Annotated in this window: 21 protein-coding genes; 19 read left to right on the top strand and 2 right to left on the bottom strand. The window is 30.4% G+C overall.

The window, feature by feature from the left end:
- Positions 1–22 precede the first annotated feature (22 nt).
- From B6K90_RS17110 to B6K90_RS23810, 8 genes are all read left to right on the top strand, one after another.
- A complete protein-coding gene (locus B6K90_RS17110; RefSeq protein WP_088013977.1) occupies positions 23–754 on the top strand; it encodes a cytidylyltransferase domain-containing protein in 732 nt (243 codons plus the stop codon).
- A 4-nt stretch (positions 755–758) separates the two neighbouring features.
- A complete protein-coding gene (pseG, locus tag B6K90_RS17105; RefSeq protein ID WP_088013976.1) occupies positions 759–1,871 on the top strand; it encodes a UDP-2,4-diacetamido-2,4,6-trideoxy-beta-L-altropyranose hydrolase in 1,113 nt (370 codons plus the stop codon).
- Positions 1,858–2,415, top strand: a complete 558-nt coding sequence (pseH, locus tag B6K90_RS17100) for a UDP-4-amino-4,6-dideoxy-N-acetyl-beta-L-altrosamine N-acetyltransferase (RefSeq protein ID WP_088013975.1) — start codon at positions 1,858–1,860, stop codon at positions 2,413–2,415. The genes pseG and pseH overlap by 14 nt, the downstream gene beginning before the upstream one ends.
- Entirely contained in the window at positions 2,408–3,475 is a 1,068-nt protein-coding gene (gene pseI, locus B6K90_RS17095) for a pseudaminic acid synthase (RefSeq protein ID WP_088013974.1), read from the top strand. The genes pseH and pseI overlap by 8 nt, the downstream gene beginning before the upstream one ends.
- A 116-nt stretch (positions 3,476–3,591) precedes the next feature.
- On the top strand, positions 3,592–3,822 hold the full coding sequence (locus B6K90_RS17090) for a hypothetical protein (RefSeq protein ID WP_139840752.1): 231 nt from the start codon (positions 3,592–3,594) through the stop codon (positions 3,820–3,822).
- Between the two features lie 422 nt (positions 3,823–4,244).
- Positions 4,245–4,643: a DoxX family protein gene (locus B6K90_RS17085; protein ID WP_088013972.1), complete on the top strand. Its 399-nt coding sequence runs from the start codon at positions 4,245–4,247 to the stop codon at positions 4,641–4,643.
- Between the two features lie 310 nt (positions 4,644–4,953).
- Positions 4,954–6,330, top strand: a complete 1,377-nt coding sequence (gene fumC, locus B6K90_RS17080; RefSeq protein ID WP_088013971.1) for a class II fumarate hydratase — start codon at positions 4,954–4,956, stop codon at positions 6,328–6,330.
- 778 nt (positions 6,331–7,108) lie between these two features.
- A complete protein-coding gene (locus tag B6K90_RS23810) occupies positions 7,109–8,464 on the top strand; it encodes a L,D-transpeptidase family protein (RefSeq protein ID WP_167555410.1) in 1,356 nt (451 codons plus the stop codon).
- 610 nt (positions 8,465–9,074) lie between these two features.
- On the opposite strand, the gene B6K90_RS17070 is transcribed toward B6K90_RS23810, so the two are convergent.
- Positions 9,075–9,770 carry an FHA domain-containing protein gene (locus B6K90_RS17070; RefSeq protein WP_088013970.1) on the bottom strand — a complete coding sequence of 232 codons (696 nt, stop codon included), beginning with the start codon at positions 9,768–9,770 and terminating at the stop codon, positions 9,075–9,077.
- A 399-nt stretch (positions 9,771–10,169) separates the two neighbouring features.
- Here B6K90_RS17070 and B6K90_RS17065 point away from each other — a divergent pair, with 399 nt between their 5' ends.
- The 3 genes from B6K90_RS17065 to nagZ all read left to right on the top strand — a co-directional run bounded on the left by B6K90_RS17065 (position 10,170) and on the right by nagZ (position 16,840).
- Positions 10,170–12,278 (top strand): peptidoglycan D,D-transpeptidase FtsI family protein, encoded by a 2,109-nt coding sequence (locus B6K90_RS17065; RefSeq protein ID WP_235821830.1) that lies wholly within the window; start codon positions 10,170–10,172, stop codon positions 12,276–12,278.
- Between the two features lie 99 nt (positions 12,279–12,377).
- Entirely contained in the window at positions 12,378–14,786 is a 2,409-nt protein-coding gene (locus B6K90_RS17060; protein ID WP_088013968.1) for a transglycosylase domain-containing protein, read from the top strand.
- Positions 14,787–15,142: 356 nt separating this feature from the next.
- The gene (gene nagZ / locus B6K90_RS17055; protein ID WP_167555409.1) at positions 15,143–16,840 is read left to right on the top strand and encodes a beta-N-acetylhexosaminidase; all 1,698 of its coding nucleotides are present in this window, start codon (positions 15,143–15,145) and stop codon (positions 16,838–16,840) included.
- A 106-nt stretch (positions 16,841–16,946) separates the two neighbouring features.
- Here the strand turns inward: nagZ and B6K90_RS23805 are convergent, their stop codons facing one another.
- Positions 16,947–17,123: a hypothetical protein gene (locus B6K90_RS23805; RefSeq protein WP_167555408.1), complete on the bottom strand. Its 177-nt coding sequence runs from the start codon at positions 17,121–17,123 to the stop codon at positions 16,947–16,949.
- Between the two features lie 417 nt (positions 17,124–17,540).
- On the opposite strand from B6K90_RS23805, the gene B6K90_RS17050 reads away from it, so the two are divergent.
- From B6K90_RS17050 to arsB, 8 genes are all read left to right on the top strand, one after another.
- Complete coding sequence (locus tag B6K90_RS17050) at positions 17,541–19,055, top strand: spore germination protein (protein ID WP_088013966.1); 1,515 nt, start codon at positions 17,541–17,543, stop codon at positions 19,053–19,055.
- A complete protein-coding gene (locus B6K90_RS17045; RefSeq protein WP_167555407.1) occupies positions 19,042–20,154 on the top strand; it encodes a Ger(x)C family spore germination protein in 1,113 nt (370 codons plus the stop codon). The genes B6K90_RS17050 and B6K90_RS17045 overlap by 14 nt, the downstream gene beginning before the upstream one ends.
- Before the next feature lie 19 nt (positions 20,155–20,173).
- Positions 20,174–21,283 carry a GerAB/ArcD/ProY family transporter gene (locus B6K90_RS17040; protein ID WP_088013964.1) on the top strand — a complete coding sequence of 370 codons (1,110 nt, stop codon included), beginning with the start codon at positions 20,174–20,176 and terminating at the stop codon, positions 21,281–21,283.
- Between the two features lies 1 nt (position 21,284).
- Positions 21,285–21,491: a hypothetical protein gene (locus B6K90_RS17035; protein WP_088013963.1), complete on the top strand. Its 207-nt coding sequence runs from the start codon at positions 21,285–21,287 to the stop codon at positions 21,489–21,491.
- Positions 21,492–21,617: 126 nt separating this feature from the next.
- The gene (locus B6K90_RS17030) at positions 21,618–22,394 is read left to right on the top strand and encodes a GNAT family N-acetyltransferase (protein WP_088013962.1); all 777 of its coding nucleotides are present in this window, start codon (positions 21,618–21,620) and stop codon (positions 22,392–22,394) included.
- A gap of 257 nt (positions 22,395–22,651) precedes the next feature.
- Positions 22,652–23,122 carry a hypothetical protein gene (locus B6K90_RS17025; protein WP_088013961.1) on the top strand — a complete coding sequence of 157 codons (471 nt, stop codon included), beginning with the start codon at positions 22,652–22,654 and terminating at the stop codon, positions 23,120–23,122.
- 238 nt (positions 23,123–23,360) lie between these two features.
- On the top strand, positions 23,361–23,735 hold the full coding sequence (locus B6K90_RS17020; protein ID WP_088013960.1) for an ArsR/SmtB family transcription factor: 375 nt from the start codon (positions 23,361–23,363) through the stop codon (positions 23,733–23,735).
- Positions 23,736–23,747: 12 nt separating this feature from the next.
- Positions 23,748–24,806: an ACR3 family arsenite efflux transporter gene (gene arsB / locus B6K90_RS17015; RefSeq protein ID WP_088013959.1), complete on the top strand. Its 1,059-nt coding sequence runs from the start codon at positions 23,748–23,750 to the stop codon at positions 24,804–24,806.
- The last annotated feature ends 13 nt before the right edge of the window (positions 24,807–24,819 follow it).

Genomic DNA, 24,819 nt, shown 5'->3' with positions numbered 1-24,819 from the left:
TTAATTAAAAAGGAGAGTGAAAATGAAAGTAGTAGCAATCATTCAAGCACGAATGGGTTCTACAAGATTACCTGGAAAAGTTCTTCTAAAAGTTTTGAATAAACCTTTATTAGCCTACCAAGTAGAACGAGTAAAAAGGTCAAAACTTATTAATGAAATCGTGATAGCAACTACTACAAATGATATTGATCAAGAAATAGTAGATTTTTGTGAATTAATGTCTTTGTCATACTATAGAGGCTCGGAAGAAGATGTTTTGTCTAGATATTACGAAGCGGCATCCATTTACAAAGCGGATATTGTTGTTCGAATTACTTCCGATTGTCCCTTAATTGACCCCAATATAATTGATCTTGTTATCAATGAATATATGATCAATATGAATCAAATTGATTATGCCTCAAATACAATTCAACGAAGTTTCCCAATAGGAATGGACATTGAAGTAATGTCTTTTTCTTTAATCGAGTCAATCAATCGATTAAACCTTTCTCAATCCTTCAGGGAACATGTAACTCCATATGTATACAATTCAGGAAATTTTAAAATTAGACAAGTACTTCAAGAAACGGATAAAAGTCATCTGCGACTTACAGTTGATACACGAGAGGATTTTATTTTAATTAGTAAGATTATGGAAGAACTTTATCCAAAAAATCCATTTTTTACAATACAGGATTTATACGATTTATTTGATAAGAAGCCTCAATTATTAATGATAAATCAACATATTAAACAAAAGAAAATAGAGTGATTTAATGAAAAGTAAAAGTATTTTTTTTCGAGTTGATGCTTCTTATGAAATTGGAACTGGTCACGTTATGCGCTGCTTAACTCTAGCTAATCTATTTACTAAATTTGGGATCAATATTATTTTTATTTGTCGAGATTTACCCGGGAATATAAATCATTTAATTGTAGATAGAGGATATAAATTATGTGTACTGCCTTACCTAACTACTAAACAGCAGCACAAAAAACTCAAAAACTCGTATGAAGCTTGGTTAAAAGTAGATTGGAAGACTGATGTACTTCAAACAGTAAAGATTATGATGTCGGATCCTTCATCATCCTGTTTAATTATTGACCATTATTCGATTGATTCTAAATGGGAAAATCTATTTTATCGAATGACAGGAAAAGAGATCATCGTTATTGATGACTTAGCAAACCGAAGTCATTTCTGTCATATTATTCTTGATCAAAACATTTCAAACCGTAAAGATCGGTATGATGATTTAATTCCAAAAAGCTGTGTAAAATTTTTAGGTTTACCGTATGTGATCCTTCGTGAAGAATTTATGAATGAAAAAATAAATTTACGAAAAAGAAGCGGAAACATAAGAAGAATCCTTGTTTTTTTTGGAGGAAGTGATCCTACTAGTGAAACACTTAAAACAATACAAGTATTGAAAAATCGAGTGTATTCAGACATTCACATTGATATTGTTGTAGGAGATAGTAATAAAAATAATGAAACGATTAGGTCTTTTTGCAGTGAAGTGCCGAATTTTTATTTTCATTGTCAAATAAATAATATATCAGAATTAATGGGACTTGCTGATTTATCCATTGGAGCAGGTGGAACAACCACATGGGAAAGGTGTTACTTAGGGCTGCCTACATTAACAATTGCAACAGCAGATAATCAAATCGAGATAATCAATTTAGTAAACGAAAAAGGCGCTATCTGTCATTTAGGTGAAAGTTCTAAAGTAACCGCTGCAAAAATTGAACAAGAACTGAATATGTTAATAAAAAACCCATTAAAAGTAGCTAAGATGTCTCAAACGGCTTTAGATTTAATGGATGAAAATATGTTAAATAGTTTTCTAGAAAGAGTTGTTGAATGGATAAATGATACAGATTGAAGATTTTAAACTAATAGATTTAGAACATGAAAATTTAAATATCGTATTAACTTGGAGAAATAGTCATCGAGTTAGGTCTGTTATGAATTCTGATGAAATCATTACAATCGATCAGCATTATCGTTGGTTTGCATTATTTAAAAATGACCAAACAAAAATTGCAAAGCTTTTTTTATATAAAAATAAGCCTATAGGATTTATTCAATTCACAAATATAAATAAAAAACATGGAACGTGTGAATGGGGCTTTTATATTGGTGAAAAAACAGCACCACGTGGTTCGGGGACAGTAATGGGCATTTTAACACTGGACTACCTTTTTAATGTGTTGAAAATGAGAAAACTAAATGCCCATGTACTTGATATTAATTTTATAAGTTTAAATTATCATAAGAAATTAGGTTTTGTTGAAGAAGGTAGACTTGAAAAACAAATTTTAAAAAATAATCAGTATGCCGATTTAGTATTATTTGGACTGTTTAAGGAAAGTTGGAATAACAAATGTGAAGTTTTAAAGAAGGGGGTCACATGTAATAGTGAATGAAATAGTAATAGGTAATAAAAAAATTGGCGAAAATCATCCACCTTTAATTATTGCAGAAATGTCAGGAAATCATAATCAATCACTTGATCGAGCATTAAAGATTGTTGATGCTGCTGCGAAAGCAGGTGCACATGCTTTTAAAATTCAAACGTATTTGCCAAATACGATGACATTAAATATTCGTAAAAATGAATTTTTGGTAAATCCAGCTAATGAACTTTGGAATGGAAAATCTTTATACGAATTATATGAAGAAGCTTATACTCCTTGGGAGTGGCATGAACCGATATTTAATCGATGCAAAGAATTAGATATGATTCCTTTTAGTACACCTTTTGATGAAAGCTCTCTTGAATTTTTAGAAGAACTTGAAGTTCCCTGTTATAAAATAGCATCTTTTGAAAATAATGATCTTCCTCTTTTAAAAAAGGTCGCTTCTAAAGGAAAGCCTATGATCATATCCACTGGTATGGCTACAGTTTCAGAAATTAGTGAAATGGTAGAGACGATTAGAGAAGCTGGTTGTAAACATTTTATTTTACTAAAATGTACTAGTAGTTATCCTGCATCTCCAGAACATTCAAACATTCGAACGATACCATTTTTAAAAGACTTATTTCAATGCCAAATTGGATTGTCAGATCATACACTAGGAATCGGTGTAGCAGTAGCTAGCGTAGCATTTGGAAGTACTGTAATCGAGAAACATTTTACGTTAAATCGTTCAGACGGTGGAGTCGATTCAGCTTTTTCGATGGAACCAGATGAATTTGCAAAACTAGTTACTGAAACCGAAGCTGCTTGGAAATCAATAGGAACAATATTTATTGGTCCTACAGAAGAAGAAAAAAAGTCAATTCAATTTAGAAGATCAATTTATATTTCTGAAAATATAAAAGCCGGTCAAATATTAACAAAAGATAATATAAAAATAATTCGACCAGGTAATGGTCTTGCTCCGAAATATATTGATTTAATCTTAGGAAAAAAAATTAATCGAAATTTAGAAAAAGGAACTGCTCTACATTGGGACATGCTTATGGACGGAGTGGATCAGTGATTAATCTATTAAAAAAAATTAAAAACTATTTTATTTCCTTGAGAGATACTAATCTAACCAAAAAAATAGTATTTCAATATAATATATTAATTGATAAAGGAGGGAGATGGATTAATTTGGGATCAACTGACGAAATTGGTAGAACTAGAAGTATTTGTGAGTTTTTATCTACGCTACCACCACATTATTCTATTAGTGAAATAATTGTAGATGGAGTATCAGAAAGTGTAAACTATTTTATTACATTAGATTCTTCCACAAATCTAGCTTATTTTTCTAGTGTAAGTGGAGGATTAGTAATTGCCGATTGTAGAAGAATCTCACAAGTAGTAGTTCCAGGAGCATAATATTGCTGTATAAAAACCTTGTTTGAATAAAGCAAGGTTTTTATATTGATGAATTAAATTAAAATCTCCATTATTAAAAAAATATTATTTAGGAAAAAGAATTGAAACTTAATTTCGGTACAAAAAGATAATCTCTAAAATACATTATTTAGTATTGACATCCAAGATTATTCATTTTATTATTATCTCATATTCAAGATATTTTAATTTAAAATAATTTGGAGGTGAAAATTATGGTGAATGAATGCTGAAACATCATTATTACTATTAAATCAACGGAAATCGTTATGAATAAAGAAGGATTGAAATATATTATACGCAATATATGTCTCAGAAATACTATGAAAAATCAGTCAGCGCAATATTTTTTTTAAAATATATATCTCAAATTAAAGATAAAAAACATTTAGGAGGATTTTAAGATGATAAATATTGGTTTATTAATTATTCGTTTAGTAATCGGTTTACTTTTTGTGGGTCATGGTGCTCAAAAATTATTTGGCTGGTTCGGTGGTCATGGATTGAAAGGAACAGGTGGATGGTTTGATTCAATTGGCATGAAACCAGGTGTAATGATTGCACTTTTCGCAGGGTTAGCTGAACTTATTGGGGGAATTTTATTTACATTAGGACTATTAACGCCACTTGCAGGAATTATGATTGCTGGAACAATGGTGATGGCAATTATTAAAGTTCATGCCCCAAATGGTTTATGGGCAACAACAAATGGATATGAATACAACTTAACTTTGCTTTCAGTTGCAATTGGTATAGCTTTAATTGGTCCTGGTAAATATGCGTTAGATGCAATTTTATTCTAATTGATTTCAAATATCATTTTAGAAATTGATTTTATAAAATAATTCTAATTAGATAAATGTGCTGTTAAAAAATGAATTTAGATCATATAAAAAAGAAATAATATAAAAGATATAAAAATAAGCTAATCGAAATTTGTTCGATTAGCTTACTTTTATTTTACAGTTAAAACTTACTATTACATAATTCAATCTTTTAAGGATAATCATCATGTGATTCTTTCACAACTATACGCTAACCAATGTCAAAATCATTAATTGGAATACCTCTATTTACATATGATTTAGTAATTAAAAACTAGGAGGCAAAAAATTGGATTATCGAATTGAAAAAGATTCAATTGGTGAGATTAAAGTACCTGTAGATAAACTATGGGGAGCACAAACGCAGCGAAGTTTTGAAAATTTTAAAATCGGTACTGAAAAAATGCCTATTCAATTAATTTATGCTTTAGCACTTATTAAAAAGAGCGCAGCGATTACAAATAAAAAACTAAATAAATTGGATAGCGAAAAAGCAGATGCAATCGTTGAAGCCGTAAACGAAATATTAAAAGGTAAGCATGACGATCACTTTCCACTGGTTGTTTGGCAAACAGGAAGTGGTACACAAACAAATATGAATGTTAATGAAGTAATCGCTCACCGCGGGAATCAGATTTTAGAAGAAAAAGGAAAGAATAAAAAAATTCATCCAAATGATGATGTTAATATGTCTCAAAGTTCGAATGATACATTCCCAACTGCAATGCATATTTCAAGTGCTCTAGCTGTTAATGAGCAATTACTTCCACCATTAAAAAGTTTGAAAAATACATTAAACGAAAAGATGAATAAATTTAAACAGATTATTAAAATTGGCCGAACACATTTGCAAGATGCAACACCGATTACACTAGGTCAAGAAATAAGTGGTTGGCATCGTATGCTTGAAAAAAGTGAAAAAATGATTGTAGATAGTATGAAATTTATTGCAGAACTTGCTATTGGGGGAACTGCAGTAGGAACAGGAATTAATTCACATCCGAGTTTTGGAAATAAAATGGCTGAGGAAATTAGTTCTTTTACTGGACTACATTTTATTTCTGCAGAAAACAAATTCCAAGCACTAACAAGCCATGATGAGATCGTCTATACTCATGGTGCTTTAAAAGCATTGGCGGCAGATTTAATGAAAATTGCGAATGATATACGTTGGATGGCAAGTGGTCCTAGAAGTGGTATAGGTGAAATAACGATTCCATCAAACGAACCAGGAAGTTCGATCATGCCAGGGAAAGTAAACCCAACCCAATCTGAAGCGCTGACAATGGTTGTAACGCAAATTATGGGAAATGATATGACAATAGGCTTCGCTGCTAGTCAAGGAAACTTCGAATTGAATGTATTCAAACCAGTCATCATTTATAATTTTCTACAGTCAGTTAGATTACTTTCAGACGCAATCAATTCATTTGACGATCATTGTGCAAAAGGCATAGAGGCAAATATAGAAGTGATTGAACAAAATCTAAATCGCTCACTTATGCTCGTAACCGCATTAAACCCACACATAGGTTATGAAAAAGCAGCAACAATAGCAAAGTTAGCATTTAACGAAAACTTGACGCTTAAAGAAGCTGCATTAAAAACAGGTTATTTATCAGAAGAAGAATTCGATCAGATTGTTATACCTAAAAATATGATTTAGTTAGTTTAATAAGTTATATTAAAAGTGAAGGTGTAAAAACATTTGAACCTGCAATTGAAGGAGAATAATTCAAAAAAACTGATTGCCACATTGGAGGCATCAGTTTTTTTAAAAATCGATCTTTCGATTTTAGTTAAAAAGCGGATAAAGTCAGTTTACTATTCGATTTTGGAGTTTTGATCAATGTAGGTTATTTTACAAGAAAGTATATTAAATTTTAAAAAATTATCACAAATTCACATTAAGTTCACATCAATAGATTATAATCACATCATCCTTAAATATTTATTAAATAGAAAGAAGGCGGATTTATTGAAGCCCATTAAAACAATTTCACCAGATGAGATGCAAAATTTTGAAGATAAACTTAAAAAATACAATTGGATTTTAATGTTAATAACAGTAATTACTATACCATTTATAGTAAGTAACTTGTAAAAAAAGAAAACAGTAATAATACTGTTTTCTTTTTTTATGATTCCATTTCAAACCAAAGAAATATATCAATAAAAAAGCCAAGAATTTTTTCTTGGCTTTTTTATTTTTATTATCCATTTATCTTGTTTAATCCAATAAACGAAATGTTTACAACTTTGAAACATCCTATGACAAAAATTGATACATTTAAAAACTATGATACAAATATAAGTTTTCAGGAGTGTGATACATGGAAAATAGAAATTGCTGAAATATAACGTTACTAATACTTAACAAAAATGAACTTTAGAATCTCCTAGGCTTTAAGTTAAGTAATTTAATATAAATAAGGAGAGAGCCAATGTCTAATAAGATAATATGGATACTACTGGGAATGTTATTAATCCTTTTCCTAATACCGAAAGCGGATGCAACTACTTTTAAGTTTAATTTTAACAATAATGAGTTCTCTCATTTTATAGATCATATGAACTTAAACACGACAAAGTCTACTTATGGTCAGACAATTGAGATCAGTTTAAAATCGAAAAAAAGCGGTAAAAAAGTTTCGTTAACATTTTCAAATGGGACGGATCAAAAAAATATTACTTTAATTAAAACATCAGAGAACTCTTTTTCAGGAAAAATGAAGATTACAAATTCATTTACAAAAGGAGAATATAAGCTTGATTCAATTAGATTTGATCACCAAAATCTAGTAATCTCTGATAAAAAAATCAATTTCACGATTTTAGATTTACCGGTACCAACAATTGATCAAGTTTCAAATCAATCAACGTCTATTAAAGGATTATTTCTATCAAATAGTCAGGTAGAAGTATATAAAGATTCTACATTAATTCATACCGTGAAAACGAATGAAAAAGGTGAATTTAATGATGCTATAAAACCATTCAAAGAATTTACCAAATTAAGCATCGTTGGGGTTAGTGAAGGAGTAAGAAGTAAACCCATTTTATTAATTGTAAAAGATTCGACTGTACCATCCATTACTTCTCATTCTACTATAACAGATCAATCACAGAATATAACAGGAAAATCTGAACCTTTTGCAACTGTAAAAGTATATATGAATGAAAATCTAATCGGTGATAGTACAGTTAGTTCAGCAGGAAAGTTCAATATTAAAATTGGTAAACAAAAAGCGAATTCAATTCTTAAAGTAATTGCTCAGGATCAAAGTAATAATCAAAGTAAACCACTTACAATACGCGTTTCACATTATTCTCAACCAGTGGTAAGTACTGTTAAAAATAGTTCATCGTTATCAACTGGTCAATTGATTATTATAAATACAAAAACGAATAAACTAACTTTGTATAGTAAAGGTAATTTTGTAAAAACCTTTACTGTTGCAACAGGTAAGTCATCAACACCTACACCTACTGGGAAATTTGTAATCTCAAACAAAGTTAAGAACCGCCCATGGTACAAGGGAAATATTCCTGGAGGCGATCCTAGGAATCCACTTGGTAACCGCTGGCTCGGATTAAGTGTTGGTGCTGCATATGGTATCCACGGAAACAATAAAGAAAGTTCCATTGGACAATCAGTAAGTTCAGGCTGTGTTCGAATGCATAATAGTGAAATCAGGTGGCTTTTTGAACAAGTTAATATAGGAACAACTGTCATTATTGCTAGTTCTTCAAATTCGAATGGCAAAATTGCTCGTTCTTATGGTATTTCAATCGCATAAATAAAAAAGGGGGGTCTCATAGTCGATTTTTAGACTAAAAGACACCCCTTTATTTTGTTTAATCACCTTAAAGTGATCCTATTTGGCTTCTGCTTCTACTCCTTTATATTCAGTTGGAGAAATTCAATCATCTGTTTCTATTTTGATCTAGCCTAATTAATTAGTGCAATATATACTAAAAATCTTTCCCTAATGAGAAAATTCCATAAAAGTAATTTTTCAATGTCAGTGTTTTGTTACCAATGTGATATTGAGTAAAAAAGCGCGAAGTAATACCTTTACAATAGTAAATAATTTTATAAAACAATTTTGATTTTATTTGATTAATGTGAAAAAGGGTGAGTTTTAATGTTTTATTTATTAGTTGTTGGAACTATATTAGGGTACATTCTGTTAATTTTACCAGTATATGTATGGGCAATAATTCTTGTAGTGGGTTCATTGTTTTCTTTTATTGGAATTTATATTGAATTAACTATTATAGAGAAAAAAGTAAGAGCAAATCTAATATAAACTATATAAATCTAAATACATACATATACAATTATTTGTGAAAAAGAGTGTAGAATCATTAAAAAATTCTACACTCTTTTTCATTAGTTTTATATCTTTAATCTTCTAATTCAAACATATAGCCATATCGAGGGACAGAAACAATCTTTTGACCGTATTTACCTAATTTCTTACGTAATCTATATATAAGGGTATTAATTTCTTCACGTCCTACATCTGGCTGCTCAATATCATTCGTCATTCGTTCCGGCCAAACATTTACTTTAATTTCGTTATAGCTAACAGCACTATTGGCTTTTTGATATAACAACAAAAATAATTCTGTATCTTTACTAGTTAGATGTATTCGTACGCCATCAATTAAAATTTCTCTTTTTACTACATTTACAGTTATACCATTGAAATCGTTAACTTGTTTATCTAAAACTAATGGCATATCAAGTGTGTCTCCAAAGTTCTCTGATAGATTATGAAAAATAAGTACAGCTGCACCACTTGCAAGAGTTATACTATCGCCATCACGAAGGAAAAATGGTTTATTTTTTTCTATAAAAATATGATTTACTTGTGTTCCATGTTTACTACTGAGATCAACAATGGTGTAATTTTCTTCTGTATCGAAACTAATTAAAGCATGTTTTCTTGAAATATATTGACTTGTAAAAGGAATATCTGGGCAATCATTTCCCCACATACGTCCTATCAACGTTTCATTAAAGGTAATAGGAATTCTATTCTGTTTTGTGGCTGTTTCCCCTTGTTTTATAGAAAGATACACATTTTGAATACTCATGTAGTTACTCCTTTGAAAACTAATCTAGTTAAACCAAAAAGAGTATATCATATGCATCTAATTTGTAAAGATAATTTATTATTTGTCGTCTTGAAGTAAACAGGAGCAAAGGTAAATAAGTTAAAAGTTAAACTTCTTAAGTAAATTTTAGAAAAAAAGGAACCTCTAATTCATAACAAAATAAACTTTAAATTTTTATGTTAGAGATTTGTTATCAATTTGTTATTGTGTCAAAAATGATGAAATTATACTATTGCGAGAGTGAATTTATATGAAGTTCATCTTTATATGGAACAATGGATAAACAATCGTTAAAGGAAAAGTTAGAGCTGTCTCAAAGGGCACACTTTTTGTATATGTATATCCATCAAACTTCGCTATCATTCGGAGGAGAAAATATTGAAAAATAAACCCAGGCAAAAGAAACTTATATTACCTACCAGACTAAATGTTATCTTTTTTATCGTATTTGTACTATTCTCCTTGTTAATTTTAAGGCTGGGCGTTTTACAAATCGTTAAAGGTGAGGATTATCAAGCAGAAGTAGAAAGAACAGAAAATTTGACGGAAGAAATACCTGTTCCTAGAGGAAAGATATTTGATCGAAATGGAAAGGTTATAGTTGATAATCGTGCTCTACGTAAAATAACTTATACAAGAAAGAAAGGAACAAATCGAGCTGAGATGCTTGAGTTAGCAACTACATTAACAAACTATCTTAAAATGCCTGTTGATAAAATAATGGAACGTGATCGAAAGGATTACTGGCTGCTTACACATGAAGTAGAGGCTAAAAACCTTGTTTCTGAAGTTGAAAATGAAAAATTAAAAGTAAAATATAAAGATGACGATGCACAGTACAACAAAGAATACTATGCACTTCAACTTAAATCGATAACAGAATCAGATATAAATACACTAAGTAATAAAGATTTACAAATTCTTGCAATTTATAAGCAAATGAGTGCTGGTTATGCGTTAACTGCTCAGTCAATCAAAAGTAAGGGTGTAACAGAAATAGAATTTGCACAAATTAGTGAGAATCTAGACCAGTTACCAGGTGTAGATGTTACAACAGATTGGGAACGAGAGTACGTTTATAAAGATACGTTTAGAACGATTCTTGGAAATATTACAACTGAGAAAGAAGGTCTACCTGCAGAAAACGTAGATTATTACTTAGCACGTGGGTATAGTCGCAATGATCGAGTTGGAAAAAGTTACATTGAAAAGCAATATGAGGACGTATTAAAAGGAACAAAAGGAAAAGCTCAAATTTCATTAAATAATAATGGTGATGTTGAAAATAGAAAAGTAATCAAAGAAGGTGAATCAGGTAGTGATTTAGTACTATCACTTGATATTGAATTACAACAAAAAGTAGATGAAATTGTTCAAAAAGAACTGTTAACAGCTAAAAGAACTTTAAATGGTAAATACGTTGATCGTGCTTTTGTTACAATGATGAATCCCAAAACTGGTGAATTATTAGCGATGTCAGGTAAACAAATAGTTAGAAATAAAAAAACAGGAAAAACTGAAATTCAAGATTTTGCGACTGGAAACATCAATACTTCTTATGAAATGGGCTCAGCAGTAAAAGGCGCAACTGTATTGACAGGATATCAAACAAACGCAATTAATGCATCTACTAGAATACTAGATACACCAATGAAAATCAAAGGTACTAAAGAAAAATCATCAGCTGGGAACCGTTCTCTTGGATTGGTGAATGATTTAGATGCGTTAAAAAAATCTTCAAATATTTATATGTTCCAAACTGCTATTAATATTGGAAAGGGTCATTATGTTCCTAATGCTCCACTTGACCTAGATGTTGGAGCTTTTGACATCTTTCGAAATAGTTTTAGTCAATTTGGACTTGGTGTAAAAACGGGAATTGATTTACCAATCGAATCGATTGGTTTTAAAGGAATTGAAAAAAAACCTGGATATTTACTAGATTTATCAATTGGACAGTATGATACTTACACGCCTCTTCAATTAGCTCAATATATTTCAACAATTGCAAATGGTGGCTATCGCGTAAAACCACATATTGCAAAAGCTATTAAACAACCAACCATTGGAGAAGACCAAGGTGTAATTAGACAAGAAATTAATACCATTATATTAAATAGAATTGAGATGAAGGACGATTATATTGATCGAGTAAAGCAAGGTTTTTATAAGGTATACAATGAACAAGGTGGTACGGCTTATAAATATTTTAGAGGTACTGATTATAAACCAGCTGGAAAAACTGGAACTGCCCAATCTTTTTATGGTGGTCCAGATTATAAAAAATACAAAGTACTTCCAGAAACTATTAATTTAACATTAGTAGGTTATGCACCTTTTGATAATCCTGAAATTGCTTTTTCAGTAGTCGTTCCATGGATGGAAAGTGATCAGGCACCGGTTGCTAAATATATAGGTCGAGGTATCTTAGACGAATATTTTAAATTGAAAAAAGATAGAACGGCTCAAAGTGAATTTACTAAATAATTTAAATGATATTACAAAATGGATTTCGATGATAAATGTATTAGTTAGATCGAGAGTTGCTTTGGCAGCTCTATTTTATTGAAAGTCAGGGGAAATAAGATGGCAAAAGAATACCTTTCACGAGGAGAACGAAAGCGACTAGAAAAGTCTTCAAAAGAATCTACCAAAAAAGATAAAAGATTATGGGAAAAAATCATCTTAACAATCGTGACAATAATCGTTCTTTTTATTCTAGGTGGAGTTAGTGTGTTTTATTATTTAATAAATGATGCTCCTGAACTAGATGAATCAAAACTTAAAGTCCCATTATCATCAATAATATTAGATAAAGATGGTCATATCATTGCTGAATTAGGAAGAGAACAACGAACAAAGGTTTCTTATAATGAAATCCCTAAGGTAGTAGAAGATGCTTTTATTGCAACAGAAGATGTTCGTTTCTATAAACATAAAGGTGTCGATATTCGCCGTGTTTTCGGAGCAGTATTAGCAAATTTATCAGGTGGATTTGGTACACAGGGTGGTAGTACGATCACTCAACAAGTAGTTAAAAATTCATTTTTAACACCACAAAAAACGATTAAACGTAAGGTGCAGGAGTGGTATTTAGCATTTCAGTTAGAGCAAAAATATTCTAAACAACAGATTTTAGAAATGTATTTAAATAAAATTTATTTTTCAAATGGTTTAAACGGCCGTGGGGTTTATGGTATTGCGAAAGCTAGTGAAACTTATTTTAGTACAGACTTGACCAAAATTACTTTACCTGAAGCTGCAATATTAGCTGGTATGGTTCAAAGTCCCAATAATTTTAACCCAGCGAAACATCAAGCTGCTTCTGAAAAAAGAAGAAATATCGTTCTTAACCAAATGAAAAAGTATAAATATATTTCAGAAGAGGAATATATGAAGGCAAAAGCAACACCAATGAAAAAAATTGTAAAGTTTTCTCAACCTAACCGTACTAAATATCAATCATTTTTAGATATAGTAATTGATGAAGTTGAAAAAAATAGCGATGCAAACGTTTATACTGATGGTTTAACTATTGAAACAACAATCGATCCAAAAGCTCAACAAAAAGCGGATGAAATAATCAATCGCGGTAAAGAGTTTTACCCAAGTGATGAATTTCAAACTGGATTTGTTTTAACAGATACAAAAACAGGTGAAATTCGAGCAGTTGGAGCTGGTAGAAATACTACGACAGGTGGAATTAATTTCGCTACTGATATTAAGAGACAACCAGGTTCTACATTTAAGTCTATTCTAGACTATGCTCCAGCGATTGAGTATCTAAAATGGTCTACATTCCATCAAATACTTGACGAGCCTTATACCTATTCAAATGGTACACCAATTAGGAATTGGGATAGAAAGTATAAAGGTAATGTGTCAATTCGTCAGGCATTAGAGGATTCAAGAAACATCCCTGCATTAAAGACCTTCCAAGAAGTTGGATTAGATAAGTCGCGTGAATTTGCAAATGGACTAGGATTTAACTTTTCAAAAGACACTTTTTATGAATCTTATGCAATTGGTGGGTTTACAGGTGTATCAGCTTTAGAAATGGCTGGTGCTTATGCCACATTTGGAAATGGTGGAGTGTATATTAAACCGCATGCTGTTACAAAAATCATTTATCAAGATAAAACTGAAAAGGTATTAACGCCAAAACCAGTACAAGCAATGAGTGATTATACTGCTTATATGATCACTGATATGCTTCGTGATGTAGTTAACTCACCAATGGGTTCAGGTAAAAGAGCGAAAATACCCGGACTTGATATGGCTGGTAAAACAGGAACAACGAATTACCCTGAAGATGTAAAACAGAAATATGGTTTTCCTTCTAATGCTACTCGTGATAGTTGGTTTATAGGCTATACTTCTGATGTCACTGTGTCAGTTTGGACTGGATATGAAAAAAATAAAAAAGATCATTATTTAAGCAAATCATCTACAAATATCGCAAAGTACATCGCAAGAGATATGCTAGAAGCTACTGGAGATCGAAACTCTACTTTCCATAAACCTACTTCTGTCACTGAAGTTCGAAATGAATTATATATTAAAGGTGAAAAGAAGGATGATATTCCTAAAGACAAACTAATGGAACCAGCTAAAAGTGTGATCGCACATTTTGATTCTGTTACTAGCAATATATCATTGAATTGGAAATATCCAAATGAATTAATACCTTCAACTGTTTTTGAAGTTAACTATAGTGTGAATGGTGGTATTGCACGAACCCAAAAGATACAAGGAACATCCACAAGAATTAGTGGGATTTTTCCTGGAAATATCATAAAGATTAAGATTATCGCAACAAGCGGAGCCAAAAAGAGTAACACAGTGACAGTTACTGTCGACTTAACAACTACTGAAAAACAGAATATTCCTTCATTAAATGAGAATGGTAATAGAATAGTAGATCGTACTGATATTAGTGATAAAGTAAATAATAATAAAAATTCAGTAATTCCGGATCCAACGAATCCAAACTAGCAGACAAAATTATATGAGTCATTTTAAATGTAGAAAAAAGAGATATTAATGCACTGCTCATAATTAATGAAGCATAAACATTTAATAAGGCTTTATTAACCTAATAAAAAGTGTCTATTGCTGCTCTCCCATTGAAAAGACAATAAGTAACTATCCAATTAAACTAATGTTTTTTATAAAAATGATTAAGATGATGTGGTGCAACTCTTATTACCCCACACCATTGCTGAATCAAAGCTTTGTATTAAATTATATATTTGATACAAAATGTTTATAATTTAGAAACATTTATTTGCTATGATTTGATAAAAGTCAATATTAACATGTACACCATATTGAAATTTAGAGGTGAAAATATGAAAAACAATATTAAAAAATTATCAATGATTGCGATTAGTAGTTTCATATTATTATCTGGTTGTATAGAAGTTAAAGCTAAAAAAAATGAAAGAACGGTAAGTGAAAGTCATAATACAGTATCTGAGGTAAAGAAAAATGTAATTGTTTCAAAGACTGACCCAATACTAGTTGAATTAAATAAACTAACTCTTAAAGAAAAAATTGGACAAATGATTATCGCAGGTTTTGATGGAACTACATCAAGTAATGCAGATATTCTTTTAAAAAATTATAAATTAGGCGGCGTAATACTCTTTGGATCAAATATAAAAAGTCCAAGTCAATTAGTAAATTTAACAAATGACATAAAAACATACAATAAAAATAACAGGGTACCTTTGTTTATCTCCGTCGATCAAGAAGGCGGTAGAGTAAATCGAATGCCCTCAGCGGTTTTAAATACACCTTCTGCTAGAACAATTGGAAATAAAAATAATATGCAATACGCAAATAATATAGGTACCATGATTTCAAAAGAGCTTTCTTCCTTTGGATTCAATACTGATTTTTCACCAGTATTAGATATACAAAGTAATCCGAAAAATACAGTAATTGGAGATCGTTCTTTTGGTACAAATTCAAGTATCGTTTCAAAAATTGGTGAAGGAATGATGGATGGAATTCATAAAGGGAAAACAATTCCTGTTATTAAACATTTCCCTGGGCATGGAGATACTTCAGTAGATTCTCATTTAGAACTTCCTATAGTGAATAAAGACTTAACAAGTTTAAAGAAATTTGAATTAGTTCCATTCAATAATGCAATTAAAAATCATGCAGATATGGTGATGGTAGCTCATATTTTAGTAAAGAAAGTAGATTCTAAGTATCCAGCTTCTATGTCAAAATCGGTGATAACTGATCTTTTACGAAAACAATATGGGTATAATGGAGTTGTCATAACTGATGATATGTCAATGGGAGCTATAGCTAAACACTATAACTTAAGTAATGCAGCAGTAACATCTATTAATGCCGGAAGTAATATTATTTTGATAGGACATGGTAATGATAATATTAAAACCATTTACAATAGCATATATACAGCAGTTAAAAATCACAAAATATCAGAAGACACAATAAATAAAAGTGTCTATAAGATTCTATCATTAAAACAAAAATATAAACTTAACAATAATAAAGTTCAACCTGTAAGTGTTACAAATCTAAATAAACAAATTAAAAAAGCCGTTTCATTTAACAATGAAACTAGTAATATACAATACTCACTTTTAAAAAATATTTCAACAAAGGCTAATGAAGGAAAAATAATTAATGCAGAATTTAATGTATTAAATACGAAAATTGACGGGGTAAGGAAAAAATGGGGAAAAGAAAACAGTAGTGTATATGTGGCCGCTGCTAAAGGAACATATAACACATACTCAAAGAGAAATGTAGTAATTGGATACCAAAAAAGCCATTTAATCTTTGAATTACGCTCTTTTGATCCACAGTTAAAATCTTTAACTATCAATAATATAAAAAATTACTTTGGTTCACCTAGTTCAGAAGTTACTACCTCAAATAATGAAAAAATATTAACTTATTCAATTGGAGCCAAAAAGCTTAAATTTGTAATTCCTTTAAAGAATAAAAAGTTAATATTAGACCACTATTCAATTTATAATCCTGAAAATGTAAAAATTAATTAAAGCGATAATTTGTCATATAGAAAATAATTAAACATGTAAATTGTAAAGAGCTAATCAGTAAGTATTCGATTAGCTCTTTTTTCTGTTAATTGAGACATAATTACAATTATTTCAGCTTAGGATTTTTATTTAGCATCTCAATATTTTGATTTCTTTCTCCGCCATCTGAAAGGTCTTCTGAAAATTCATGGTCTGCTTTCTTGCCTAATAGTAGCTCAGATGTACGGATTGTACTAGATGGCAAATTATTATTCGCTGCAGCTTGTTTATTCCATTTACCCATTATGATCACCTCTTAAGATTAGTATTAGAAGTTGTTCAAGTATTTATTTAGAATTATGCAAAGAAATGAGTATGCAATAAGAATTAGAACATTGGAGGGATTTATTAGAGAGTTAAATAAAATTAAAATTGAATAGTTTTATTGTATATAAATTGGTAAGAACGAAAAAATAAAGTAGGAAATAAAATGGGGATTATAGGCAGACTATATTTAATACTTGGAAATAAGTAAACGATATAATGTCACTTTTTTTGGTGACAAAAATTTATTAGTAGACAATAGACCGATCGAGGGCACTTACTTTAAACGTAACAAAAGGAAATATTTTCTCTTTATTCTCAAATATATTTGGAAATATCTCACTTATATAGAGAACTCAAAGTAAATCAAAATAATACAATCTATTGGGTGGTGTAAATGCGTTTAAAATCTATTGAACGAATTTTAAATAGTCAAAAGTCTGAAGAAGAAACGAAGTCAATATCATCTATATTTCAACAGGCTGCTAAATCGAGTGATTTCCACCAATTTTCTTTATCTGAAGAACAGGATATAACGATTAGTTATTATAAAAGTATGGTAGATGCAGATAAAATAAATAATCTTTTACTTCCGTCATTACAAGAAAATATTAATAAAATTAGTACGATTAATGATGTGAAGAAGTTGATTCCTTTTGAGGAAGTTCAATTTACAAATAACCCACTTGATATCGAAAAAAGATTAATAAAAGGATATGTTATTCTAGAATTCAAGTATTTTAAGCGCTTTTTGACGATAAACGTAGAAAATTCAAAACTTGGTTATCGCGAGAATAATGATACAGAAAATGAATTTAGTGTTATTGGTCCAAAGGTTGGATTTGTTGAAAACCTAAGTACTAATCTACATCTACTTCGAAAACATTTAGCTGTACCTGAGTTAATTTTTGAGGAAATCAAAATAGGTTCAATGTCTAAAACAGAAGTTGTTATTGCATATTTAGATGGCATTACAAATCCTGAATATGTTCAAACTGTACGTCAACGATTGAAAGACATCGACTTCGACGTTGTTTTTGATAATTCCCTAATAGATCAAATTATTTCAGATAACTCAAATTCACCTTTTCCTATTTTTTTATCTACTGAACGGACGGATCGGGTTGTATATGCAATGGTTAATGGGCAAGTAGCGATCCTATCGAATGGATCACCATACATTATTACAGGACCAACTACAATACTGGATTTTTTCATTTCTCCTGAAGATTATTATCTAAATTGGGTACTAGGATCGTTTTTTCGAATCATTCGTATTATGAGTGTTATTTTCTCATTGTTTGCTACTCCAATATATGTAGCAATACTATCTTTTCATTATGAGGTTTTACCTGATGATTTATTGCAACCCCTAATTAGTTCAAGGGCTCATGTTCCATTTCCACCGATATGGGAAGCTATTTTTTTGGAAACAACTATTGAATTGTTGAGAGAAGCAGGAGCGAGATTACCTACAAAAATTGGCCAAACACTTGGTATTGTAGGTGGTATTGTAATCGGTCAGGCATCTGTCCAAGCTGCACTAACAAGTAATATTTTACTTATTATTGTATCACTGTCTGCACTTGCATCTTTTACAACTCCTATATTTAAAATGTCAAATGCAATAAGACTTTTGCGGTTTCCATTTATTTTATTGGCAGCATTTATGGGCGGTTTTGGAATAATAATAGGATTTGTACTTCTGTTAGGGCATTTATTAAAGCTTAAATCCTTAGGAAATCCATATATGGTTCCTTTGTATCCTTTTCGAATAAAAAATTTTAGCGATAGTTTTATTCGGTCATCATATCAGTATACAACGACTCGTAGTAGATTTTTAAGACCTCTTTCACTAAAAAGATATAATCCTAATCAAGTTAAGGATGATCGTAATAATGATAATGAATAAAATAAATAGAAAAATTATTTGCTCTTTTTGTGCTTCTTTACTACTATTGTTTTTTATATCAGGCTGCTCTTTTCCACGGCAAAAAATTATTGATGAAATACAAATTCTATCAGTATACGGTTTTGACAAGGTTGATAATCATTTTGTTGGAACAGCACTTTATTCTGATTATACCGAAGTAGGAAACAAAGGGAGCACTATCTTACAAGGTAGTGGGAAGAAATCCCTATTAATTAAACAAGCTTTAAATGAACAGTCTCCAAAACCGATCGAAGTTGGAAAGTTAAATCTTCTAATCTTTGGAAAAGAACTAGCTGAAAATGGGGTGTCGTATTTTGTTAAAGCGGTTTGTAGAGATCCATTGATTGGAAGTAATGCAATTTTGGCTGTTTCAGAAGAACCAGCAGGAGAATTATTAATGAAAAACAAAGCGAAAGACAGCAACTATATTTATAAATTGATTGAACAAAATTTTAGGAATCAATTTGTACCACTTCCAACATTTCATAGTTTTTTATTTGATTACTATGGAGAAGGTCGAGATGCTTCAATACCGTATATTAAGATAAATCAAAAAGAGAATATTGAGGTAAATGGACTCGTTGTATTTAAGAAGGACAAACTTGCACTTATTTTAAATCAAAAAGAAAGCTTACTGTATAAATTATTAAGAGGGAGAGTAATTAGAGGACAAACAGAATTTAATATACAGAAGGGACAGAACACTGATTCTGCAATATTAACCATTTTAAACGGGAACGAAAAAAAATTAATTAAAACCAATAATGGTAAAACAAAAGTAAAATTTAATCTTACTCTAAATGGGATGGTTAAAGATTATCCAGAATGGCTAGATTTAATGAAAAGAAAAAATAATCTATTTTTAAACAATCAATTGGAAAAACAGATGAAAGAAGATTTTGAAAAACTATTATTAACTTTTCAAAAGCATCAAGTCGATCCTATAGGTATAGGTGATTTAGCAAGAGCACATTCAAAAAAATGGAACGAAAAAGAGTTTTATGAAAAGGTTTATCCAGCTCTTGACTTCGATGTGAATGTAAAAGTAGTATTATTTCAATCTGGGATTGGCGAGTAAAAAGTGAAGGAGATTGTCTATGAGTAAACAATTAAAAGAAAGTCTGACAGTATCTCCATTTTTTTTATTATTTCTGATTCACAGTACTCAAACAGGTGTTGGCATGTTGAATTTTCAAAGTAAAATAGTAAAAGGAGCCGAACAAGATGCATGGGTTTCGGTTTTAGTAGTTGGTATCTCTTTACATATCATTATTTGGTTAATGTATTACTTGTTAAAGAAATCAAATAATGGAGATATAATGTCTTTACATCAACAATTATTTGGGAAATGGATCGGTAATGCATTAAATATATTTCTTTATGTTTACTTGCTTTTAGAAACTACAACCATAATTAGGTCCTATATAGCTGTTCTTATTACTTGGGTTTTTCCGTATTTTCCAATTTGGCTTTTATCACTTATTATGCTTTTTGTTATCACTTATTTGGTCATTGGAGGATTTAGAGTCATTACCGGAATTTGTTTTTGGGGAGTAATAATCCCTTCTATCTTATTGTTAACATTTTATTTTCCATTGAAATACGCTTATTGGACGAATTTATTACCAGTTTTTAATCATAGTATAAGTGACTATTATGTGTCAGCAAAGAATTGTATCCTAATGTACTCTGGACCTGAATTTTTGCTGATTTACTTTCCGTTTATTAAAAATAATCAAAAATCTCAAAAGTGGGCACACATTTCACAAGCGTATACAACCATTTTATACTTATTTATTACATTCGTTTCATTAGCTTATTTTAGTCATGGGCAACTAAAACATATAACTTGGCCAACACTTATGATGTCAAAAATTATTCGCTATCCTTTTATTGAGAGATTTGAATATGTATACATATTTTTATGGCTCTTAGTCATTCTTCCTCCTTGCTGTATGGCGTTGTGGGGAGCGTTTCGAATTTTAAAAGAATCGTTTAAATTTAAATCTAGAAAGTCTTTATGGTTCTCAATCATTATTGTGCATTTAATGGTCATCAGTGTAAAAGGTAAATTGGATGTGGAGAAAATTGGGACATTGATGACATACGTCACTACTAGCATTCTATATGTTTATATACCAATTTTATTTATGATTTTAATGGTCTTTCAAGCTTTTAAAATAGCCGATCGTTTAGGAAGAAATTAGTTTGAAAAATAAACTGAAATGTTATTTATCAAATGTATCTAAGCTATCTAGTTATAAATTTAATGCTTACAACAACCAAATGAATAGTAATTTTGAGCTATTTTTAATGCCAATTTTTATACCAATCGTTTCAACTGTGATGATTAGGATTTACTTTTCAGTTGGAATAGCAGATTTATTCTTCCATAAAATGGTATTATTAGAATAGGTTTAGGTAAATACAAAGAGTGGTTTTATGTTGGAAACAGAATTTATTAAATTTTTGGTAGTTTTTTTAATAGATATAATTATCAATGAGTAAAGAATGTTATTTATAAATAGGAGATGAAAAGAAATGGGGCTTGATGTTAAAGAATGTAAACAAGGAGATATTGAAAATTTAATCCGAGAATATGTAAGTAACTTGAGTTCTCCTATAGATTCATTCTTAGAGGATCACATTTTAAATTCGATATTTTATAGTATAAGTTACAACTCTGTAGTAGTAGGTTATTATGCCATTCATAATAAACAGTGTCTTACACAATTTTATATAGACTTACGATTTTATAATGAATCTCAAAATACATTTAAATATGTCCTTAGGAAGCATTCTATACAATCTATACTAGTTCCAACATGCGACGAACTTTTTTTAAGCTTGGTATTAGATCATGATTATAAGATTGAAAAACAAGCTTATTTTTTCCAAGATAATAAATTAGACATCCCAATAGAAAAATTATATATAAGTGGGGAATTCCGAGCAGCTGTCCTTAACGATGCTATAAAAATAAAAGAAGTGTGTCAGGACTTCATTGATAAATTGGAGGAACGTATTGAAAATGGAGAAATATTCATTTTTGTTGAAGGAAATACTCTACTCGGAATTGGAATTGTAGAACGAAGTATGCTACTCGACAAAATTGCAAGTATCGGCATGTTTACAAATGAACAGTTCAGAAAACAAGGAATAGGAAGAACGATAATTTACCATTTAAAGAATTGGTGTTATGACAATAATCTAAAACCTATTTGTGGGTGCTGGTATTATAATATTCAGTCGAAACACACTTTAGAAAGTGCTGGTATGGTTTCTAGAACTAGATTATTAAACATCAAAGTCCACTAAATTAATTTATATATTTATTCAATATATAATCCCAAAATTGCTAATAACAATATATGTAATTAAGATTGCCAGAGAAATGAGGGTTTACAACATATTAAAACTAGTATTATGTTAATATAATGATAATAATTTATTAAATGTAATGAGGTGAATGCGTTGGTTAGAAGTATTTGTTAGAATACTTTACCAGTTGTCTCATATCGTTTAATATACAGACACGTGATGAATGAATAGTATATGGGGAGAGAGAATGCAGGATGATGAAACGATTTGCAACGTATTATCCATATGAACAAAAATTATTGATCGAGGGTCATCACAAACCGACTCAAGAGGCATCGGAAAATAGACGATCGTTTGCTGATTCAAAGTTGATGTTCGCTCATTTGGCCAAAGAAATAGGAAAGAAAGTGGTCCTTGTCGGATTCGGAGTAGGTGTAATAGGATTACTGATTCCAACGAGTAAACTATTCCTGTACCCAGTAGCCATCATAATAGGGAAATCTTACTACCATGCAATTGATTGGATACATTATGAAGTTGCGCAACACATTCACAACTTATCATCAATGAATATCCGTTCGGATCACTTGATTGCTTCGATTGATCCACATCAAACACCAAGTAGTTCGCTTGGAAAAGACGGTCATTATATCCTCGAAAAAATTGATGGAAAAATGAAGAATCATTTCGAAGGAGTAAAAGACTTTCTAGAACGAAATCAGTGAAAGAACTCCTTGCCTTGTTGAGGAGTTTTTTACATTCGTCGTTTCATATGTTAAATGTGGTTTTTCGATAAATTTGCAAAGTTTAAAGTTTAATTCCTTATATAAAATATTAATGTCTTTATTCGTTTCATTAGTTAAAGGAATCCTTACGTAAATTTTGTGTAAATTATATACGAAATAGTTGTGATTCATTTTTTATATTGATAATATAAGTATATGCTTATATAATTATTTACTGATGAGATTGGGAGGAGGATGTAGTTTGGCAACGAAAACAATTTCGATTGAAGATGTATCAGATTTACTTAAATTACTAAGTGATAAAACACGTTTAACAATGGTTGCTATTTTAGATCAACAAGAATGCTGTGTGTGTGAATTTACTGAAACATTTGATATGAGTCAACCAGCGATAAGTCAGCATTTACGCAAACTAAAAGTTGGTGGCATTCTAAATGAAACAAAAAAAGGACAATGGGTTTATTATTCATTAAACAAAGAATCAGATTTTTATCCAATGATACATAATATTTTGGATCAAACATCTGCACAAACTGATTTAGTTGAAAAATTAATCAAAAACAGTCCTGTTAGACAAAAATGTTGTGAGTAAGGGAGAAATTAGATGACAAAAGCATTAAAGAAACGTTTAGGCTTCTTAGATCGATATTTAACTTTATGGATATTTCTTGCAATGGGGATTGGGATCATTTTAGGCGTATCCACTCCAGGTGTAGTGGATAGCCTAAATAAATTGCAAGTTGGAACTACTTCAATACCTTTAGCAATTGGGTTAATTCTTATGATGTACCCACCACTAGCAAAGGTTCGTTATGAGGAAATTGGTAGAGTTTTTAATGATGTAAAAGTATTATTTTTATCACTAATTCAAAACTGGTTAATCGGTCCAGTTTTAATGTTTTTATTAGCAATTATCTTTTTAAGAGATTATCCGGAATACATGGTTGGTTTAATCATGATTGGTTTAGCAAGATGTATCGCAATGGTGAGTGTATGGAATGATTTAGCCGATGGTGATCGTGAATATGCGGCTGGATTAGTAGCCTTTAACTCGATTTTCCAAATGATCTTCTTCTCTGTTTACGCGTATATCTTTGTAACAGTTTTACCAAGAATTTTTGGGTTAGAGGGTATGTCAATCGATATAACAATGCCAAAAGTTGCGAAATCAGTTTTCATCTATTTAGGGATTCCATTTTTAGCTGGACTACTTACAAGGTTAATACTTGTAAAAGCAAAAGGTAGAGAATGGTATGAAAAAGAATTTATCCCTAAAATAAGCCCGATTACGTTAATTGCATTACTATTTACAATTATTGTGATGTTCTCATTAAAAGGAGAAGTTATTGTAGAGCTTCCTCTAGATGTAGTTCGTATTGCCATTCCATTATTAATTTACTTCTTAATTATGTTCTTCATTTCATTTTTCTTAGGAAAGAAATCTGGAGCAAGTTATGGAGTATCGACAACTTTAGCTTTTACTGCTGGTAGTAATAATTTTGAATTAGCAATTGCAGTAGCAGTTGGTGTTTTCGGAATTAATTCAAGAGCAGCATTTGCAGCAGTAATAGGTCCTTTAGTTGAAGTGCCAGTAATGATTGCATTAGTTAATGTAGCATTATGGATGAGAAGAAAATATTTTACAAAACAAACGTCAATCTAACTTTCAATAAAGG

It is taken from the genome of Gottfriedia acidiceleris, assembly GCF_002128425.1.
In the GTDB taxonomy this organism is placed as follows: Bacteria; Bacillota; Bacilli; order Bacillales; family Bacillaceae_G; genus Gottfriedia; species Gottfriedia acidiceleris.
Note: the sequence above shows the minus strand (reverse complement) of the source record. Positions and strands in the feature narration are given on the sequence as shown.

Excerpts from the sequence above, each read along its gene's own strand:
- B6K90_RS17110 (WP_088013977.1), top strand. The coding sequence starts at position 23 with ATGAAAGTAGTAGCAATCATTCAAGCACGAATGGGTTCTACAAGATTA.
- pseG (WP_088013976.1), top strand. The coding sequence starts at position 759 with ATGAAAAGTAAAAGTATTTTTTTTCGAGTTGATGCTTCTTATGAAATT.
- pseH (WP_088013975.1), top strand. The coding sequence starts at position 1,858 with ATGATACAGATTGAAGATTTTAAACTAATAGATTTAGAACATGAAAAT.
- B6K90_RS17085 (WP_088013972.1), top strand. The coding sequence starts at position 4,245 with ATGATAAATATTGGTTTATTAATTATTCGTTTAGTAATCGGTTTACTT.
- B6K90_RS23810 (WP_167555410.1), top strand. The coding sequence starts at position 7,109 with ATGTCTAATAAGATAATATGGATACTACTGGGAATGTTATTAATCCTT.
- B6K90_RS17070 (WP_088013970.1), bottom strand. The coding sequence starts at position 9,770 with ATGAGTATTCAAAATGTGTATCTTTCTATAAAACAAGGGGAAACAGCC.
- B6K90_RS17060 (WP_088013968.1), top strand. The coding sequence starts at position 12,378 with ATGGCAAAAGAATACCTTTCACGAGGAGAACGAAAGCGACTAGAAAAG.
- nagZ (WP_167555409.1), top strand. The coding sequence starts at position 15,143 with ATGAAAAACAATATTAAAAAATTATCAATGATTGCGATTAGTAGTTTC.
- B6K90_RS23805 (WP_167555408.1), bottom strand. The coding sequence starts at position 17,123 with ATGGGTAAATGGAATAAACAAGCTGCAGCGAATAATAATTTGCCATCT.
- B6K90_RS17050 (WP_088013966.1), top strand. The coding sequence starts at position 17,541 with ATGCGTTTAAAATCTATTGAACGAATTTTAAATAGTCAAAAGTCTGAA.
- B6K90_RS17045 (WP_167555407.1), top strand. The coding sequence starts at position 19,042 with ATGATAATGAATAAAATAAATAGAAAAATTATTTGCTCTTTTTGTGCT.
- B6K90_RS17040 (WP_088013964.1), top strand. The coding sequence starts at position 20,174 with ATGAGTAAACAATTAAAAGAAAGTCTGACAGTATCTCCATTTTTTTTA.
- B6K90_RS17030 (WP_088013962.1), top strand. The coding sequence starts at position 21,618 with ATGGGGCTTGATGTTAAAGAATGTAAACAAGGAGATATTGAAAATTTA.
- B6K90_RS17025 (WP_088013961.1), top strand. The coding sequence starts at position 22,652 with ATGATGAAACGATTTGCAACGTATTATCCATATGAACAAAAATTATTG.
- B6K90_RS17020 (WP_088013960.1), top strand. The coding sequence starts at position 23,361 with ATGAGATTGGGAGGAGGATGTAGTTTGGCAACGAAAACAATTTCGATT.
- arsB (WP_088013959.1), top strand. The coding sequence starts at position 23,748 with ATGACAAAAGCATTAAAGAAACGTTTAGGCTTCTTAGATCGATATTTA.